The sequence below is a fragment of the Rhodococcus ruber genome, from assembly GCF_027270735.1.
Lineage (GTDB): Bacteria > Actinomycetota > Actinomycetes > Mycobacteriales > Mycobacteriaceae > Rhodococcoides > Rhodococcoides rubrum_A.
Genome location: NZ_JAPWIJ010000007.1, coordinates 180,360 through 197,844, shown reverse-complemented (window position 1 = coordinate 197,844; position 17,485 = coordinate 180,360). Strand labels below are relative to the sequence as shown.

At 61.9% G+C, this 17,485-nt stretch carries 17 protein-coding genes; 9 read left to right on the top strand and 8 right to left on the bottom strand.

The genetic code is table 11. The features are described 5' to 3' along the window. Positions 1–70: 70 nt before the first annotated feature. From O4220_RS17835 to O4220_RS17820, 4 genes are all read right to left on the bottom strand, one after another. A complete protein-coding gene (locus O4220_RS17835; protein WP_269606621.1) occupies positions 71–2,266 on the bottom strand; it encodes a GGDEF domain-containing protein in 2,196 nt (731 codons plus the stop codon). A 138-nt stretch (positions 2,267–2,404) separates the two neighbouring features. Then, a complete protein-coding gene (locus O4220_RS17830; RefSeq protein WP_269606619.1) occupies positions 2,405–3,067 on the bottom strand; it encodes a class I SAM-dependent methyltransferase in 663 nt (220 codons plus the stop codon). A 42-nt stretch (positions 3,068–3,109) separates the two neighbouring features. Then, positions 3,110–3,649, bottom strand: a complete 540-nt coding sequence (locus O4220_RS17825) for a hypothetical protein (protein WP_269606617.1) — start codon at positions 3,647–3,649, stop codon at positions 3,110–3,112. Positions 3,650–3,793: 144 nt separating this feature from the next. After that, complete coding sequence (locus O4220_RS17820; protein WP_269606615.1) at positions 3,794–4,453, bottom strand: HAD family hydrolase; 660 nt, start codon at positions 4,451–4,453, stop codon at positions 3,794–3,796. Between the two features lie 156 nt (positions 4,454–4,609). On the opposite strand from O4220_RS17820, the gene O4220_RS17815 reads away from it, so the two are divergent. The 6 genes from O4220_RS17815 to O4220_RS17795 all read left to right on the top strand — a co-directional run bounded on the left by O4220_RS17815 (position 4,610) and on the right by O4220_RS17795 (position 10,667). Then, entirely contained in the window at positions 4,610–5,794 is a 1,185-nt protein-coding gene (locus O4220_RS17815; protein WP_269606613.1) for a GNAT family N-acetyltransferase, read from the top strand. Positions 5,795–5,872: 78 nt separating this feature from the next. Next, positions 5,873–6,217, top strand: a complete 345-nt coding sequence (locus O4220_RS17810) for a nuclear transport factor 2 family protein (protein WP_269606611.1) — start codon at positions 5,873–5,875, stop codon at positions 6,215–6,217. Next, on the top strand, positions 6,214–7,053 hold the full coding sequence (locus O4220_RS17805; protein WP_269606609.1) for an SDR family NAD(P)-dependent oxidoreductase: 840 nt from the start codon (positions 6,214–6,216) through the stop codon (positions 7,051–7,053). The genes O4220_RS17810 and O4220_RS17805 overlap by 4 nt, the downstream gene beginning before the upstream one ends. 125 nt (positions 7,054–7,178) lie before the next feature. Then, positions 7,179–7,520, top strand: coding sequence for a hypothetical protein (locus O4220_RS17800; RefSeq protein WP_269606608.1), 342 nt, complete (start codon positions 7,179–7,181; stop codon positions 7,518–7,520). A gap of 20 nt (positions 7,521–7,540) precedes the next feature. Further along, a complete protein-coding gene (locus O4220_RS27940; RefSeq protein WP_420030420.1) occupies positions 7,541–7,900 on the top strand; it encodes a PadR family transcriptional regulator in 360 nt (119 codons plus the stop codon). A 1,174-nt stretch (positions 7,901–9,074) separates the two neighbouring features. Further along, the gene (locus O4220_RS17795; RefSeq protein WP_269606605.1) at positions 9,075–10,667 is read left to right on the top strand and encodes a TPM domain-containing protein; all 1,593 of its coding nucleotides are present in this window, start codon (positions 9,075–9,077) and stop codon (positions 10,665–10,667) included. Positions 10,668–10,691: 24 nt separating this feature from the next. On the opposite strand, the gene O4220_RS17790 is transcribed toward O4220_RS17795, so the two are convergent. The 3 genes from O4220_RS17790 to O4220_RS17780 form a co-directional block, all read right to left on the bottom strand. Next, positions 10,692–12,329 carry a cation:proton antiporter family protein gene (locus O4220_RS17790; protein WP_269606602.1) on the bottom strand — a complete coding sequence of 546 codons (1,638 nt, stop codon included), beginning with the start codon at positions 12,327–12,329 and terminating at the stop codon, positions 10,692–10,694. 206 nt (positions 12,330–12,535) lie between these two features. Continuing rightward, positions 12,536–12,991: a tellurite resistance TerB family protein gene (locus O4220_RS17785; protein ID WP_027497122.1), complete on the bottom strand. Its 456-nt coding sequence runs from the start codon at positions 12,989–12,991 to the stop codon at positions 12,536–12,538. A 126-nt stretch (positions 12,992–13,117) separates the two neighbouring features. After that, on the bottom strand, positions 13,118–13,450 hold the full coding sequence (locus O4220_RS17780) for a hypothetical protein (RefSeq protein WP_269606598.1): 333 nt from the start codon (positions 13,448–13,450) through the stop codon (positions 13,118–13,120). A 193-nt stretch (positions 13,451–13,643) separates the two neighbouring features. Between O4220_RS17780 and O4220_RS17775 the strand changes: the two genes are divergently transcribed. From O4220_RS17775 to pabB, 3 genes are all read left to right on the top strand, one after another. Next, a complete protein-coding gene (locus O4220_RS17775; RefSeq protein WP_027497120.1) occupies positions 13,644–13,982 on the top strand; it encodes an RNA polymerase-binding protein RbpA in 339 nt (112 codons plus the stop codon). A gap of 276 nt (positions 13,983–14,258) precedes the next feature. Further along, positions 14,259–14,654, top strand: a complete 396-nt coding sequence (locus O4220_RS17770; RefSeq protein WP_269606597.1) for a chorismate mutase family protein — start codon at positions 14,259–14,261, stop codon at positions 14,652–14,654. A 9-nt stretch (positions 14,655–14,663) separates the two neighbouring features. Next, positions 14,664–16,724 (top strand): aminodeoxychorismate synthase component I, encoded by a 2,061-nt coding sequence (pabB, locus tag O4220_RS17765; protein WP_269606594.1) that lies wholly within the window; start codon positions 14,664–14,666, stop codon positions 16,722–16,724. A 68-nt stretch (positions 16,725–16,792) separates the two neighbouring features. Here pabB and O4220_RS17760 read toward each other — a convergent pair whose 3' ends face one another. After that, positions 16,793–17,389: a hypothetical protein gene (locus tag O4220_RS17760; RefSeq protein WP_269606592.1), complete on the bottom strand. Its 597-nt coding sequence runs from the start codon at positions 17,387–17,389 to the stop codon at positions 16,793–16,795. Positions 17,390–17,485 lie beyond the last annotated feature (96 nt).

Below are 17,485 nucleotides of genomic sequence, written 5' to 3'. Positions count from 1 at the left end.
TGCAGCTGGGGTGGCTATGCGAGTAGCTCTGCTTCGGCACGCTATCACGAACGTGGTCGCTGCTCGCCGCTCATGGTTCGGTGAGCAGCAAATCTGCGATCGCGTCGGCATCGACCGGTCGTCCCAACAGGAACCCTTGGGCGAAATCGCATCCGGCAGCGGCCAATGCTTCCAGTTGTTCCACGGTCTCGACCCCTTCCCCGACGACGGTGACATCGAATGCTCGGGCGAGTGCGACGATCGCCGAGACGATGGCGCAGGCGCGTGGGGCCGGCAGCCGGGCTATGTACGACCTGTCGATCTTGAAACTCTCGAACATGGGATAGCGGTCGAGATAGGACATGGAACTGTGTCCCTTTCCCATGTCGTCGAGCAGCAGAGTGACACCCATCGAATGCAGTGTGGAGACGGTGTCGGCGACTCGTTCGGTGTCCGCGACCCAGACGGTTTCGGTGACCTCCAAACCGAGGGCGAAAGCGGGAAGTTCGGTGTCTGCCAACACGGACGCAACCTCTTTCGGAAAATCCGGATCTCGAAGTTGGAGTGCGCTGACGTTGACGCGAACGACGATGTCGGAGAACGTGCGCCATCGTGCCGCAGCGGCACACGCGGTGCGAAGAGCCCAGGTTCCCAATGGTGTTGCAAGGCCGGTTCTCTCGGCGACGCTGACGAATTCGCTGGGTTCTATCGGCCCGAGGTGGTGGTGATTCCAGCGAGCCAGCGCCTCGACCGCAACGACCTTCCGAGTTGCGATCTCCACCAGCGGTTGATAAGCCAGCGTGAGTTCGTTCGCTTTCAAGGCCGCCCTGAGATCTATCGAGAGCGACCTGATGCGATCGGCGTCGTAGAGATCGGTTGGATCGAAGACGGCATGGCCGCCCGTGCCGCTGTCCTTCGCGCGGTACATGGCCAGGTCCGCACGGTGAATGAGCTCCTGTCTCGTCGAATTCCGGTCGGACACAGCGATGCCGATACTCGCGCTGAGGGGGATTGGAACATCGACGGCAGAAAACGGCACCGCGATCGAACGCGAGATGTGCCGCGCGAGTTCTTTCGCATGCTCGACGCTGTCCACTCCCTCACACACGATCAGGAACTCGTCTCCGCCCAGGCGGGCAACCGTATCGGCCTCCCGAACAGCCGAGGCGAGTCGGTCGACGAATTTGACCAGCGCCCTGTCGCCGGAATCGTGGCCCAGGCTGTCGTTGATGATCTTGAAATCGTCGATGTCGAGCAACAGCAGGGCGACAGTCCCGAACTGTCGCCGCGCGCGGGCCAGCGCAGCGTCGATGACGTCGTAGGCGAGCGTGCGGTTCGGCAGACCGGTGAGTGCATCGTGTGTACTGCGTCGTCTCAGCTGGCGTTCCAGATCGATCCTTCGAATTGCCGCCGACACGATCCCGGCGACGGAGCCGAGAAACGACACCTCCTCGTCGCGGTAGAGACGGGCCTCCACGCTGTGGATCGTAAGCACGCCCCAGGCGGCGCCGGCCACGTCGAAAATCGGAACTCCCACTCCGCTGCGGAGCCCGAAAGCAGCCATCGTGTCGGTGCGAAAGCGCGTCTCGACAGTGCGGTCGTTGCAGACGGCCGGCTCGGAGTTCGCCAGGACGAAACCCATCAGCGAACCGTCCCCCGGTGGAACATCGCGCCGTATACCGAGTACACCGCTTGCTGCGTCCATGGTCAGGTAAGAATCGTCGGGGCGTTCGAGATGGGCAATCGCCGAGTTTCCGACACCGATCAAGGTTGCGGCGGTATCGGTAGCGGCGGTGAGCAGTTCGGATCGGTCTGCGGCGACGGCGAATCTGCTGAGATCGGCAAGAGCCTTCTGCTCTCGAGCATGCCGACCTGCGACGAGTGCATCGGCGGCAATCCGAGCATTGCGCTGTTCGGTGGTGTGTCGATGGCGAATGGTGGACACAACCACATCCGGCCCACCGTCCTCGGAATCGATCGAATAGGCGGTGACCATCACCGGAATCTCGGCACCGGTCACCTGATGGCGTAGTTCGCAGTAGCCCTCCCACTTTCCGTCGGCGCGCAGACCGAAACCGATATCTGCCGCGAGATCGAGCCCACCAGGGGTGAGGAATTCGAGCGCAGTCAACTCCATGGCAGCGGATAGGCTCGTCGATCCGATCAGATCCAGGCCGGCAGGGTTGATGTACAGGACCTTTCCCGAGAAGTCGGAAAGTGAAACGAAGTCGGGAAAACGATCGAGAAACGACCGAAGGCTCACCGGATCGCCCGTGAGATCGTTCACCGGTCCTCCGATCCGGCTCGCTCGTAATCCGAGCGGCACCGGGTCAATGCTATTCGGAGGGTGCGATGCGTGTGCACGATTGCCACGACGGGCCCGAACGACCTGCTGGACACACAAGGATGCGAGCGACGACCGGGTCTACGGTCGCGTGCGAGGCCGCCTGGCCACGAAGATCGCGACATTGCCGACCATCGTCACCTCGACCTGCTCGAATATCTCGGACAGCAGGCGGCGAAGGCCGGGCAGATCGTCATGACGATTTCCGAACACGCCGGTTTTGTTGTAGGCGAACATCAACGCCGTACCGAGGACGGTGAAGCTCTGGTCGACACCGATCACGGTCGATCCGAACAACACCCCATCCGGTGTCAGCGTCCCCGCAAGGTTCGTCAGGGCACCGGCCTTGGTGGACCAGTCGCCTGGGAGGCAGTGGAGAACGTAATTGATCGACACCGAGTCGAACTTTTCGACGTTCTTGTCCAACGGCACCAGAACATCGTGTTCGATCAGCGTAAGGGGAACATCCAATCGGGATGCCGTGTGATCGAGCGAGTTGGCGTTGAGGTCGAGGAGGGTGAGGTCGATATCGGTGGGCAGGTCGATGTTCGCGAGGGCCCAGCCGGACCCAGGACCGACCTCCAGGTGGCGGTGGCCGATGTTGCGACGGTAGAGATCGACGAAATAATCTCTGTTGCAACGCCATCCGTAATTGTTCGAAAGTCGGATCACCCACAGGTCGTACAGTCGTAGGACGAGTTTCGTATACGGGGCCGCCCCAGCTCGGGTGGATAGCGTAGTCATGTGGTGGGTCGCCTCTCAGAATTTCCGGGAGTTACGGAATTGTCACCACACCACAATGGTGTCTTCGACGCGAACTCGACCGAAAAATCTGTTCGTGATGTCGTCCCCGGAATGGTCGAAGCTGTTTACGATCGATGCGAGTTCATCGACGAGAGCGCGAAGCGCGGGGGAGTAGGCGTCGATCCCGCCGTCGCGGTACCAGCCCCAATCGGTTGGAATGCAGCTGATCGTCACGACGATCTCGCAGGCGTGGTCTACGTCGACTTCGATCCGAATGTCTTTGGGTGCGTTGGCAACTGGATCCACAGGGGCGACCCCGGAGAATTCGGTAGCGGAGGGACGGTCGGTGCGGGCCATCGTGATGTCGTCGCGAATCATCTCGGCGATGCTGTCGAGGCCTGAATGTCGGCCGAGACGGCCGTGGCTCGAACCGTGCTGTCGACGAGCGTCGGTGATCGGCCGCGACGTGCGAAGTATCCGATTCAGCATGCGCTGCGCCGTGTCCCGTTCCGAGCTGCCCGTGCGGGGGTGGTCGATCAACGTTCGCAGCCCGGAGATTCTGACTGCGGGGTTGCTTGCCATAGGCAGAGAATATCGCGCAGGCGTCATCGGCGGCACCTATCCTGACCCTTGGAGCCTGTTGACGTCGTCATCAATTGGTCGCCGGTACCAGGCACACGAGCAGCTTCCGTTGCGGCGAGCCGGGCTCTGTCCGAAGATCGCTGATCAGGATCGGTCGAGTCCGCGTTCCCACGCCTCCAGCCAAGGTATGACTGCGGTCAGATCCTGGGTGGCTATCGCTGCGGTGGCAGCCTCTCGGGCGGCTGGGCTCGCGTTCAGGGCGAGCGACGCGGGAAGAACCTCGAACAACGGAACATCGGACCGGCTGTCACCGATCGCGCAGCACTGCTGCACTGGAATACGTCGCTCGGCTGCGAGCGCGAGCGCACGATCGCGCTTGTCGTATTCGTCGAAGTGCTCGGCCACCGTCCCGTCATAGACGAACTCGGAGGTGCCGACTCGCGGTCCGCCATTGGCGGTGAACCCGTACCGCCGCGCGATCGAATTACTGACGGGCTGCCAAGCCAGCGAGGCAAGGGCCGGTTCGATCCGATGGCCATGGCACCAGGACGTCACTTCTTCGATACCGTCGATCAGTGGGAGATCATCGAGCCACCTTTCGACGGTCCTGGTGCTCATGCCACGCCACCCTTCGGCGTCTATGACACTCACCTCTTCGTTTGTCAGCTCACCGGTGGCATACAGCCGCTCGGCATGATCGAGTTGTTTCTGGTGACCGAAGCGTGACGCGAGAAAACTGCCGCTGGACATCGATGGGACAAGCGTCCCGTCGATGTCGAAAAACACGATGCCTCGTGTCGTCATGTTCGGAGCATAGCCAGTCCGTGCCGGCCACCACACGTAGTCGAAAGCAACAACGTCGATGAGTCGTCGAGTGGTTGATCGTGCTACCGCGTACGCCGCAGCGGAGTTCCGGACGCGTTGCGGGGTGCGGTGGGAACAGTCCAGACTGAAGCAATCATGACGAACGACGACTTTCGAGCAAGTCCGCGCACGGTGAGGACGAGGCGGGCAGCACCGCTCGAGGCAGCGGTCGAGCTGACTTCCAGTGGCGTGCCTGTTTCCGAGCGGGACTTCTTCATCGAAGAGTTCCGCGGGGTCACCATCGTGGTCGCAGTACCCGTCGTGAGCGCCGCGGGTCTGGACGCAGTCAGCCGCACAGTGGGAGAGTTCGGTTCAGGGGATACGCGGTTCATCTTTGTCGTTCCGTCCGAATACGTTTCGGACGCCTCTACTGCGGTCGGTGGACTTTCCATGGACGGTTCGACCGCGTGGACCGACGAGGCAGTTGCCCGTCTGTGGCTCGCCATCGCGGACTCGGAATGCGTCGTGATCGGGACCGAGGCTTCCGACGTCGCACGCACCGCCGGGTCGGTAGCTGCGAGCGTCCGGGCGTCCAAAATGGTGCTCACCGATCCGGGCGGCGGCTGGGGGACTCCGCCTCGTAGCTTCGCGGATATCGACGTGCACCGCGAGCGTCTTTCCCGTCACTTGGCCGAACGAGGGCTCGAGGACTTCCCGCACGCTGCACAGGAGGCGCTTGCAGGCGGTGCTTACAGCGTAAATCTCTGCCGTGCAGAGGATCTCGAATTCGAGCTGTTCACCTTCGACGGCCGCGGCACCGTCCTGACCCAGGGTCGATACCTACACTTGGCATCGCTTCAGGTGGACGATTTTCCGGCGATCGAGACGCTGGTCGCGCAGGGGGTCCGCGAAGGGGTTCTCAAGCGGCGCAGCCGGATCGAGATTGCGAGGATGGCGGCCGGTGGGCTGGGAGCTCGGGTCCTACGCACCGGACACCTGGCCGGAATTGTGGGACTCGAGGTCGACCGATACGTCGGAACCGGATTCGGCGAGGTGTCGGGCTTGATCACGGTCGCAGAGTTTTCCGGTCTCGGCGCTGGGGGCCTACTGATCGATGGATTGATGGATCTCTGTCGCGAGCGAGGGATCGCGAACTTGTTCGCTGTGACCGTCAGCGGTGATGCTGCAGATTTCTTCAGCAGACGGGGATTCAGTGAGGTGGGACGCCAGGATGTGCCGGCCGCGAAATGGACACACTACGACGCCGATCGGCTGGAGTCGGCTCGGTGCTTTCTGCGGTCCGTCCCAGCAACCGCGGGGAGTGTTTCCCAGACCACGTGAAGGCGAATGTCGGGCACGTACACCGGTGTGTCGACCCTGTATTGACCTTCCCCCTGGGGGAGGCATCACGGTGGTGGCATGACCACAGAATGGGATGGACTCCCGGACACCGTAAAGAAGTTCATGACCGCACTCGACGCCCGCCAAGGCACCCGAGCGCTCACCGTGTTCACCGCAGATGCAGTGGTGACCGATGAGGGCCACGACCACTCGGGCCGCGACGAGATCGAGGCCTGGCTGACCGCCTCGGTCAGTGAGAGTGAGTACACCTACACGACAGAGTTCACCGGAGCGACCACTACCGGCACGACTGTCGACGTCACGCAGCACCTGGAAGGCAATTTCCCAGGGGGAGTTGTCGATCTGCACTATCGCTTCACCCTGGACGGCGCACTGATCAACCGGTTGGTGATCGAGCCATGAGCAAACGATGGTTCATCACCGGTGGCACACCAGGCGGCTTCGGTATGGCGTACGCCGAGGTAGCGCTGGAGGCGGGGGACCGCGTGGTACTCACCGCCCGGCGTCCAGGGGAACTCACGTCGTGGGCCGATGAGTACGGTGACCGCGTTCTCGTCCTGCCGATGGATGTCACCGACGCGGCACAGGTACAGCTGGCGGTACGAGCGGCCGAAGAGCATTTCGGCGGTATCGACGTGCTGGTCAACAACGCCGGCCGCGGCTGGTTCGGATCGATCGAGGGAATGAACGAAGCATCGATGCGGGCGATGTTCGAGCTGAATTTCTTCGCAGTACTGTCCGTCACGCGTGCAGTGCTACCAGGGATGCGCACCCGTGGAAGCGGGTGGATCGTCAATGTGTCCTCAGTGGCTGGGCTTCTGGCGGCGGTCGGATTCGGCTACTACAGCGCCACGAAGTACGCGATCGAGGCCGTCACCGACGCGCTGCGCCAGGAGGTCGCCGAGTACGGCATCTCCGTGTTGGCAGTCGAACCGGGGGCTTTCCGTACGAACGCATACGTCGGATTCGTCGACGAGCCGGTCGCGGAAGCGATTCCGGAATACCACGACATGCTGGACGAGGTCCGTGCCGCTTTCGTCGGCATGAACGGCGTGCAACCGGGCGATCCGCATCGCGGTGCTCGTGCGGTGATCGCAGCGATGGCCCAAGGCCCGCCGCCACGCCGGCTGATCCTTGGCAACAGCGGGTACGACGCCGTGATCGACGCGCTGGAACGGAACCTTGGCGACATTCGATCGAACGAAACGCTTTCTCGTAGCGCCGATTTCCCCGCCTGACCCGAGCGAACTGAATTCGATACCGACCCATTCGGTGCACCAGCTGACCGATCCCACGGTGACGGCCAGGTCGTTCTCATCTGGCGGCACTTCACGCAGACGGCGCGACACTTGAAAGCCCTATTGTGCCAGTACTTCTCGGCCAGACGTCAGGAATCGTCGAAGGCGGGATCGCGCTGGACTACGTTCTCGAGGAAGCAACTCCGCGCCGCCCCTACGGCAACGAACTGCGGTCGCTCCACCCGTTCCGAGATCTACGCATCGACGGCCACCGCCTGATGTGGGGATACCCCCGGCGCACACCGGACGGCAATCAACTCGATCTCGTCCAACTCGATCTCGTCGAAGTCATGGAACTCGACGGTGCACGGAATGGCGCGACAGGACGAGGTTTGAGCCAGAACGATATGCAGACTTCTACTGGTGAAGCCCGGCTTTCCGACGCTCTCTCTTGCTCAACAAGCTAGCAGCAGCTACCTTGTTGAGCATGAGTGCTGTCGAGAGGCGAAGCCTGGTGCTTCGAGGGGTTTTGGACTTGTGTCTACTGGCGCTACTCAAAGAACGGCCCGTCTATGGCTACGAACTGACTCGACGACTTGCCGAGCAAGACCTGCTGGTCGGGGGAGGATCGGCCTATCCGCTGCTTGCTCGCCTGGAAAAGACTGGGCTCGTGGTCTCCGTGAAATCGCCATCTCCGTCTGGTCCGCCTCGGAAGTATTACTCGCTCAGCGCAATCGGAGAGGATGCATTGGAGAGCGGCACGACCGAATGGATTGCTGTGTCCTCTAGCGTCACCTCGCTTCTTCGATCGGCCGACTCAGTCGACAACAGAAAGGTCGTCTCATGAACACCTCTGTTGCAGATGTCGAGAACAGCAGAATTCAAGACGTGTTGAGGGAGGCGAATCGCCTGTGGAGACGTCGCGGTGTGCGCGGTGTCGATCGGGCCGAACTGCTTGACGAATTGGAAGCCGAACTCGCAGGCGCACACCGTGATGGGCACGGTGTGACCACGGTCTTGGGCGACGACAGGACTCGGACCTTCCGCCAGCTGGCAGACGAGCGAGGAGTGTCTGGTCGCGCACTTCGGCTCGGTCTGGTTGTTCCGGCCTCTTTCGTCGGCATCGTTATGGGTTCGGCGGTCGTCCTACTTCTCGTCGTCGGAGGGTTTTCCAACCGCTGGTCCTTCGATCTTGGTCCCTTTGTTCTTCCGCTCTACGCTTCGGCGGGTCTGCTGGCCTACCTGTGCTCACTTCTTTGCGTGTGGTTCATCCTTCGCCACGATCCTCACAACCCGTCGACGGTGAGGTGGCTTGCCGCACTCCTTCCAGTGGGGGCCGTTCTCGCTAGCGGCGCAGGTATCGCTATTGCGTGGTGGAGAAACTTCAACACAAGTTCGCCCGTCTTCACGGTAGTAATCGGAGTCGTAGTCGTCGTGCTCGGCGCAACTGTCGGTCTTGCCCGGTATCAGTCAGTCCGATCTTTGTCCGACTCCTAGCTAGCCGCCGCACTCACCAGAGGTCGTTGTCGCGGGGAGACGTACTTGCCGCCGGCCCGCACCGCGTGTTTCTCGGTGACCTGGTAGCTGCGGCCAAGGCGCGGCCTCAGGGGATCGCGCATCCGATGCAGGAACTGAAGGTTAGTTGACATAATGCTGATTATCGGCAAAACTTCCGACGTGCAGTTCGCTGAACCCGGACAGTTTCCCTCGAATTGTCGATTCGGCCGTAGCTCTTCACTGTTCGGTTTCGAGTCGATGTCATTCCGCTCGTCGGTGTCGACATGCATACGAGGAATGTGGCGCGCATCGAGTGAGCAGCTCTCGCAGCCGCCGGCCCTTGTCTGTCCACTGTCATGGGATCGGCTCACTTCGGCTCGGACGGTACGCCCTCTCCTACACTCGCTCGCTTAGCCTTAATTCGTCACAGTGACGAATTAAGGCTAAGCGGCTGTCCCGATATTTGCTGTCGCTTCGGTCGAATGTGCTGGCTACCGCACAAGACCTCTGGTTAGCATTCGTCGATGGACGCGTTCACTGAGACATCCCGTCGTCGGAGCTCGAACCGCCGGGTTACCGCGGTACTGATCGCCCTCTTCGCGGCACTCGGCCTCGTCGGTTGCTCCGACGACTCGTCGGCCGACGCCGGTTTCGACACGCTGACATCGAGTCAGCGTGTCTACGACCGAACGGGTTACTCGCTGGATCCGTCGCAGATCTCGGACATCCAGCGTCAGTTGGAGAACGTGAAATCCGAAACCGGTGCTGACGTGATCGCCTACGTGCGTGAACTCGATGCGGATTCCGATGACACGCTGGATCAGGTCGAAGACCTGCAGCAGAGATGGGTGTCCGCGGCAGGCGTAGACCAGGACACTGCGGGCGCGATCCTGATAAACCGGGTGCCGGGAAAGGTCGACGAGGCTCGCGCGGGTATTTTTCTCGGCAGCACGTACGACGACGGCAGCGTTCCGCGGGACGAGCAAGAGGCCATCGTCGAGGACGCACTGATTCCGCCGCTGCGAGATGGTGACGTCGCTGGCAGCCTGACCGCAGGGATAGACCGCCTGAGGTCCGACATCAGCAACGGTCCGCCAGTGACGGCCCTGGACAGGGTCGCCGACGGTCCCGGCTCGACATGGCTGCCATGGGCCGGTTCGGTGATCGCGCTTCTCGGGCTGCTCGTGGTGGTAACGGTGTTTCGCACCCGCGCGAAACCGACTGTCTCCCAACAATCCCCGACCACGGTCCGACCGGACCAGGCCACCGACGCGGCGTACGCGACCGCTCTGGTACACCGCAGCGCGCAGCCCAGCGGCGTACCGGGGACCGTACTGGCGCTTGCCACCGCCGATGCGCTCACCTTCGAGCAGGACAAGAAGCCGGGAAAGTTCGACAGAGGAACAGTCAGGATCAGGCTTCTCGATCGAACCCGTGTCCGCGGCGATGTCCAACAGGCGGTCTGGTCGATGCTCGCCGAACGTGCAGAAGACGATGTCGTACACGGCGACGAGTTGACGAAGGTCGCGCGGGGTCCCGGCGCAACGAAAGATCTCGTGGACAAAAGACTGCACTCCAGCGGATTCGTTGCCGACGGCACAGGTCGACGCCGGGCAGTGCTGGCCGGTCTGGGCGTACTCGGCGGAACGGTCGCGATCGGAGGAATCGCCGTTGCGACGTCGGGTGCCCCGACGATGTGGCTTGCGGTAGTGGCATCGGCCCTACTCTTCGTTGCGGGACTGTCGACGGCGATCGTGTACTCACGGTTCTCGGTCGCAGGCCTGGACGCCTCCCGCCCCTGGGAGGCATACCGAGACGGACTGAAACAGGCCGCCAAGGACAACGATGAGTCGGTCGATCTCGATGCAGCTCTGCCCGACATCGTTGCATTCGGCTTGGCCCCTTATTTTCGCAAACGACTGGAGGCCGCAACCGACCCCGGGAATGACACGCCGCTGCGAGCCTTCACATCACCCGCGGGTGCCGAATACGCGACGGGCGGGCCCGTGGTGCTCCCCTGGGCGGCGTTCTCCGGAGTGTTCGTGTCCGGTGGTAGCGGATCTGTTGCCTCGGGCGGAGGTGCAGGTGGAGGAGGCGGAGCGGCAGGCAGTACCTGATCGATCGGTCGATGTCCCGCCGGCTCATCTGGAGTTGCCCGGTATGTGCGGTTCGTCGGACTCGGGGTCGACTCCGTCGCCGAGGGGGCTTGGGGCACCGTGTCCCACTTGATCCGCCAGCTCCAGTCCGGCACCGGCGTAGACGTTGAACGCGATGTCCACACCGTGTTCCTTGGCCCACTGAACTTCGTCGTCGTAGCGGGCGACGGCCGCGACGGTTCCGCTGAATCCGGATTCGCGGAGACAGGCGAGTGCTGTGACGTTGGCTCCGTGACGTGGCATTGCCAGCACCGCGATCCGCACGGATTCCGAGTGCCGCAGTTGATTCCAGAAATCGAGATCGGTAGCGTCCCCCTCCAGCACTCGCAGACCCTGTTCCGCGAGTCGACGAATTCGAGGACCGTCGTAGTCGACCCCCACCACGCTGAGCCGGTAGTGCTCGGTAAGCCGCTGATACGCCGCGAATCCGACACGCCCCATCCCGATCACGACGACCTCGGCGTCGCCCGCGTCCCCGGAGCGTTCCTCCGGGTGCAGGCTCTGATCGTCCTGATCAGGCAACCGCGCCGCGATCTTCTCCACCATCAGGTGCCCCCGGCCGTTCACCAGAGCCGACACGACGAAGCTCAACGCCACGGCGATCGACATCTCGACCAGCCACGCCGGTGCCAGCAGCCCGGTCGTCACTCCCACCGAGACGACGATCAGACCGAATTCGGAGTAGTTCATCAGGCTCAATCCCGCGAGCAGCGCGGTTCGATACCGCAGTTTCATCATGGCGAACAGCACCAGGTACAGCACCGATTTGAGCGGCAGTAGGAGCACCATCAGCAGGGCGACTCCGAGGCTGGGAACATCGGGCAACCCGGAGAGGCCGATGGAAACGAAGAAGCCCACCAACAGCAGTTCCTTGACATGAAACAACGATCGGGACAGCTCGGAGGAAGCCGGATGCGATGCCAGAAGAACGCCGATGATCAAGGCTCCCAGATCTCCTTTGAGCCCCAGCGCGGAAAACAAGGCGTAACCCGGAACGAGGGCCATCACGATGCCGAAGAGCGACTGCATCTCGCCGTGGCCCAGCCCGCTCCATACCTTTCGGAGGATCCGTGTCAGGGGCCACAGGAGTACGAGAGTCACCGCCCAGGGACTGGGCAGTGTGCCGCTGGTGACGGTAAGGAACACCACGGCAACGATGTCCTGCATCACGAGCACACCGATGGCCACACGACCGTAGAGTGCGTGCGATTCGCCTCGTTCTTCGAGAACTTTGACGACGAATACTGTGCTCGAGAAAGACATTGCGAAGGCGAGCAATGCGATCGTCGTCGTGCTCTGCCCGGACAGCATGGCCATTCCGGCGACGGCCGCGAGCCACAGGACGGTGGTACCGAGCACCACGCTGACGACCAGATGGATCGACGTCGTCAGCCACACTTCTCGGCGCAGCAGAATTCGCACGTCGAGCTTGAGACCGATGGCGAACAGCAGCAATGTGACGCCGAGGTCTGCCATCAGCTCGAGTTGGGGCACATCACCGATGTCGAGGGCATTGATGACGAAGCCGGCCGCCAGGAAGCCGACCAGTGGAGGTAGCCGGACCGCCATGGCGAGTCCGCCCAAGCCGAAGGCGATGACGAGGTAGATCGCGGCAACTGTCATGCACGGTCTCTCTGCTGGTGGGTCGCAACCGGATCTCCAACGGCGCGACGACATCGGCATATGCAGTCGGAGTGACCCAAGTATCCCGGCATTCCGGCTAAATCACAGCGCACACCGTCCCGACGACAACGGCGATCGGCGAAGGCGTACCTTTGCCGATCGCCGTTGCTGCAATCGAATGTTCGTCCTCTATCGGTCGGAAGGTCTCAGAGCTCGAATTCGGCCGGATCGATTCCCACTGCGAAACATGCGTTGCGGACGGCAGCCTTCTCGTGATCGTCGAAATGACCGTCTGCGCCGCCGATGATGATGCCGATCTGGATGACGGCTCGCGCCTGGTCGGGCTTCGACTTCAGCTTGCCGATCGTGGCAGTTGCTTCGACCTTCCCGAAGTCGAAGTCACCCTGCAGCTTGTCGCAGTACCAGTCGAACTTCTGACGAAGTTCGTCGGATTCGAACACCCGCAGAGCCTCGTTACCGGCGATCAGGGCTGCTGTCTTCTGACGTTCGGCAGGATCGATGGTGCCGTCTGCTGCCGCGATGAGCGCGCACATGGCCATGCTGCCGTTGGCAAATTCCTTGTTCTTGAACTGGCTGGTCTTGGTTTGCAGCTGCCCGTTCAGTTCCTGTGCCTTGGACTTGAGTTGATCCCAGAACGCCATGGAGCTCCTCTTCGTGTTCTTTCATCCGCGCACATGCGCGAACTCCGTCCATTGTCCATGCTGCCGGTGAACGAGGGTGGAACCACAGTTCAGTGTGGTCGATCCACCGGACCTTCCCTGTCTTCCTCAGCGCAGCCGCTCCGCATCGCGCGCTTTGGTCAACAGTTCGACACACAAGCGGTGCAGTTCCGTGGCGTCGGCACCTTCCGAGACTGCGGTGCTGACGTCCTCGGCGGCGCAGCGAACCTCGAACGCTCGATCGGCAGCCGCCGACGCCTCTTCGGCCGTCAAGATGACGGCGTCGTCGGGAATCGAGGTTTCCTTCATCGCACTGCGCTGCTCGTAGGCACGTTGGCGACACGACTGACGGCAGTACCGTCGCTTGCGTCCGGTTCCGGAGTCGGCGACAGGGCGTCCGCACCATGTGCACGTCTGGTCACGGCGGGTTCTGACGGACATGGTCGTTCAGCCTACTGCGGCCGGAAGGTAAGATGCATTCACCAGCTGCGACGATGGCATCGCGCCGGGGCTCCATCGGCCCGGGAACGAACCGACGCGCGGCGACGTTGTAGATCAGTGGGTAGACGGTGTAGCTCGGTGTCGACGGATGACACCGACGCGCGTACCTACTATCGATGGAGAGGACTTCACCATGGCAGATCGTGTACTTCGAGGTAGCCGACTCGGAGCCGTGAGCTACGAGACCGATCGTGATCACGACCTGGCACCTCGCCGCGTTGCACGCTACCGATGCGACAACGGCGAGGAGTTCGACGTCCCCTTCGCCGACGACGCAGAAATCCCCGGCACCTGGGCTTGCCGAAACGGTCTCGAAGGGTCGCTGATCGAGGGAACCGCGCCGGAGGCCAAGAAGGTCAAGCCGCCGCGCACGCACTGGGACATGCTGCTCGAACGGCGCTCGGTGGACGAGCTGGAAGAACTCCTCAAAGAGCGCTTGGATTTGTTGAAGGTCAAGCGCCGCGGAGCATGAGTATCGTCGTCTGCACCGTCTGATTGGAAACAATCCGGCGGTGCAGTTTTTTTGTGCTGTTCCAACTCGACGTACGTTCCGGAAGAGGGCGGTGTGTTTATCGTCGCGCTTTCGCGGGTTCCAATACTGTTGAGTGGCGGTGAAACCGCGCGAGGTGTCATGATCGAGCATCGATTACCGCGCAGGAGGTCGAGCGGCAATGTCTGCCGTAACAATTGTCGGTGCATTCCGATAATCATCACCACTGGAGTCGAAAACATCAGGGGGCAGTAACTCGTGAGCCAGGATTCTGATCAACGCTCCAACGACGCTCTGCGCACAGCTGCCTCCGAGGCGAAATCCGAAGGTCATCGCGCAGTAGGCGAACAGAAGCTCGTCGAGCTGAGGCGTGAGTTGGACGGAATCGACGAAGTTCTGCGCGCTGCAATTCGAGACCGTATCGATGTGTGTGTCCGAGTTGCACACGTAAAGCGGGAACATGCCATTCCGATGATGCAACCCGGACGCGTCGGTTTGGTGACCGAGCGCGCCCGAGAATTCGCGTCGGAAAATGGTCTGTCCCCCGACTTCCTCGAAGAACTGTATCGATCGATGATTGCCGAAGCATGTCGCGTCGAGGACTTGATCATCGACGCTCCGGCCGCTGGGCTCGGCCCTGAGAGTGAACGGTAGAGCACGTCGATGACCATCAACACACTCCTCGTGGACAACTACGATTCGTTCACCTACAACCTGTACAGCCTCTTGGCGGAGGTCAACGGCCGTCCGCCGACAGTGGTCAAGAACGACGTCGAGTGGACGTCTCTGGACTTCGGCGCCTACGACAACGTGGTCATCTCCCCCGGGCCCGGACGCCCTGATGTGGAACAGGACTTCGGCATCAGCAGTCGAGTGATCACCGAATCCGGTCTGCCGATCCTCGGTGTGTGCCTCGGGCACCAAGGGCTGTGCCACCTGTTCGGTGGCAGTGTCGATCTTGCACCGGCACCGATGCACGGCAGGATCACCGATATCACTCATACCGGTGTCGATCTCTTCGCCGGGATTCCGACTCCCTACTCGGTAGTTCGGTATCACTCACTGGTCGTGACCCGCACTCCCGCCGACTTCGAGGAAGTCGCATGGACACCCGACGGCTTGGTGATGGCAGTTCGGCATCGCAGCAAGCCGATGTGGGGAGTGCAATTCCATCCCGAGTCCATCAGTACCGAGTACGGACGCGAGCTGCTCGCCAACTTCAGAGACCTGACATTGGCACAGTCCAACGCATCGAGTGCTGCAGGTACCCAGGATTCCATGTTCACCATCGAAACTCGCTCTCTCGACGAGGCTTTCGATCCCGAGCAGGTATTCACCACGCTCTACGCCGACGGTACGAAGAGTTTCTGGCTGGACGGCAGCGCAGCACTCGAGCCCGAATGCAGGTTCACCGTCATGGGCGACTGTTCGGGGCCGCACGCGGAGTACGTGACCTACTCCGTTGCCGAGACCACGGTGACCGTGCAGAGTGCCGACGGTACGACGGAGCTCGTTCACTCCACATTTTTCGACTACATCGACGATCGATTGCGCGAGCGAGTCACTCCCCCTCGCCACGACCTTCCGTTTGCCTTCGGACTCGGCTACGTCGGATATCTCGGCTACGAGTTGAAGGCCGATACCGGCGGACAATTGGTGCATACAGCTGCCACCCCCGACGCCTCCATGGTCTTCGCGGATCGCGCGTTGGTCTTCGACCACGAGGCCGGCACCCTCTACCTGATGGGATTGGCCACCACGCCCGGTGACCCCGTCCTGGCGCAGTGGTTCGACTCGGTAACCGCCACACTGCGTGGACTGTCCGGGCAATCCGCACATGCGGCCCGTTCCGGTGCAGGCGCGTCCGGTACTCCCCTGCTCGGAGCAGAGCACTCGCTCGAACCGCGACTGCGGCACGATCGCGCCCACTACCTCGATTTGATTTCCCAGTGCCTCGCCGAAATCCGCTCCGGTGAAACATACGAGGTCTGCTTGACCAACACCGCTACATCGGCCGGTTCGATCGACCCTGCGGCCACGTATTCGTACATGCGGGAAATCAACCCGACTCCGTACAGTGCGTTCTTGAATTTTCCCGAGGTCTCGGTCTTGAGCGCGTCACCAGAGCGCTTCCTACGAATCGACGCGGACCGCATCGTGGAGTCCAAGCCGATCAAAGGAACTCGTCCGCGCGGAGCGACCTCCGACGAGGACAACGCGCTGAAGGCCGACCTCGTGGCCAACGAGAAGGACAAGGCCGAGAACCTCATGATCGTCGATCTGGTCCGCAACGATCTGGCTCAGGTCTGCATTCCTGGTTCGGTGCACGTGCCGAAGCTGTTCGATGTCGAAACTTATGCTCCTGTACATCAATTGGTGTCCACGGTTCGCGGGCGCCTGCGCGACGACGCGTCGGCGGCGGACTGTATCCGCGCTGCATTTCCGGGTGGATCCATGACCGGTGCCCCCAAGATTCGCACCATGGCGATCATCGACAAGCTCGAAGACGGACCGCGCGGGGTGTATTCGGGTGCCATCGGCTACTTCTCGATCACGGGTACTGCGGACTTCTCGATCGTCATCCGCACGATTGTCGCCACCGAGCACGAGGTGACGTACGGGGTAGGCGGTGCGATCGTCGCACTCTCCGATCCCGATGAGGAGTTCGAGGAAACGATGGTCAAGGCCGTGTCCATGCGCCGAGCGCTGACCGGCCGAACGTAAAACGGAGGGTAGGGCGCGTGCGCCCTACCCTCCGTTTCAGTTCGCCGTTTGTCGACGCTCGCCGCGCCTTACGGAGTGGTGAAGTACTCGAAGACCGCGGGCTGAGCCTGCGGGTTGCCGTTGTTGATTCCGATTACCGTTCCGGCGACCGTTCCGATCACAGTTCCGATGATGCAACCGGAAATGAAGTTCGGGAAGATGGATACGCAGCCGATGGCGAAGCCGAGGCCTGCACCGATTGCCGTGCCGACGCCGCCGCCGTTGTTCCAGCCGATGGCCAGCTGGTTGACCATGTTGTCGAACGCCTGCTGCTTGGTACGAGGACCCGCAACGTCCGCGACGGGAACAGTCTGCGGAGTCAAGGTCAGCTCGCGACCCTCCGCACCGATCAGGGGTGCGATCGAGTAGACCGTGCCGTTGACGGTGTATTCCAGCGGAACCGATGCGAGCGTGGCACCGGACTGATCGATGATCGACACTGTCTCGCTCGTCGCATCGACCCGGAACAGGCCGGCGTCGAGGATGGTCTTGACGGATCCATCCGGGTTGACCGACGTCTGGTAGTTCACCGTGTCCGACGACGGGTCTGCTACGGCGTGGCCCGCTCCGGTTGCTACCGCAGCGGTCAACGCCACCGCGACCGTAGCTGTTCTGATCAGTTTCACTTCTGTCCCCTGGTTGTAGTGACGAGCATTCGACCGCATTGGTACCGAACGCCGATGTTATTCGTACAGGTGCTCCTCGATGTGAAGAACACGCCA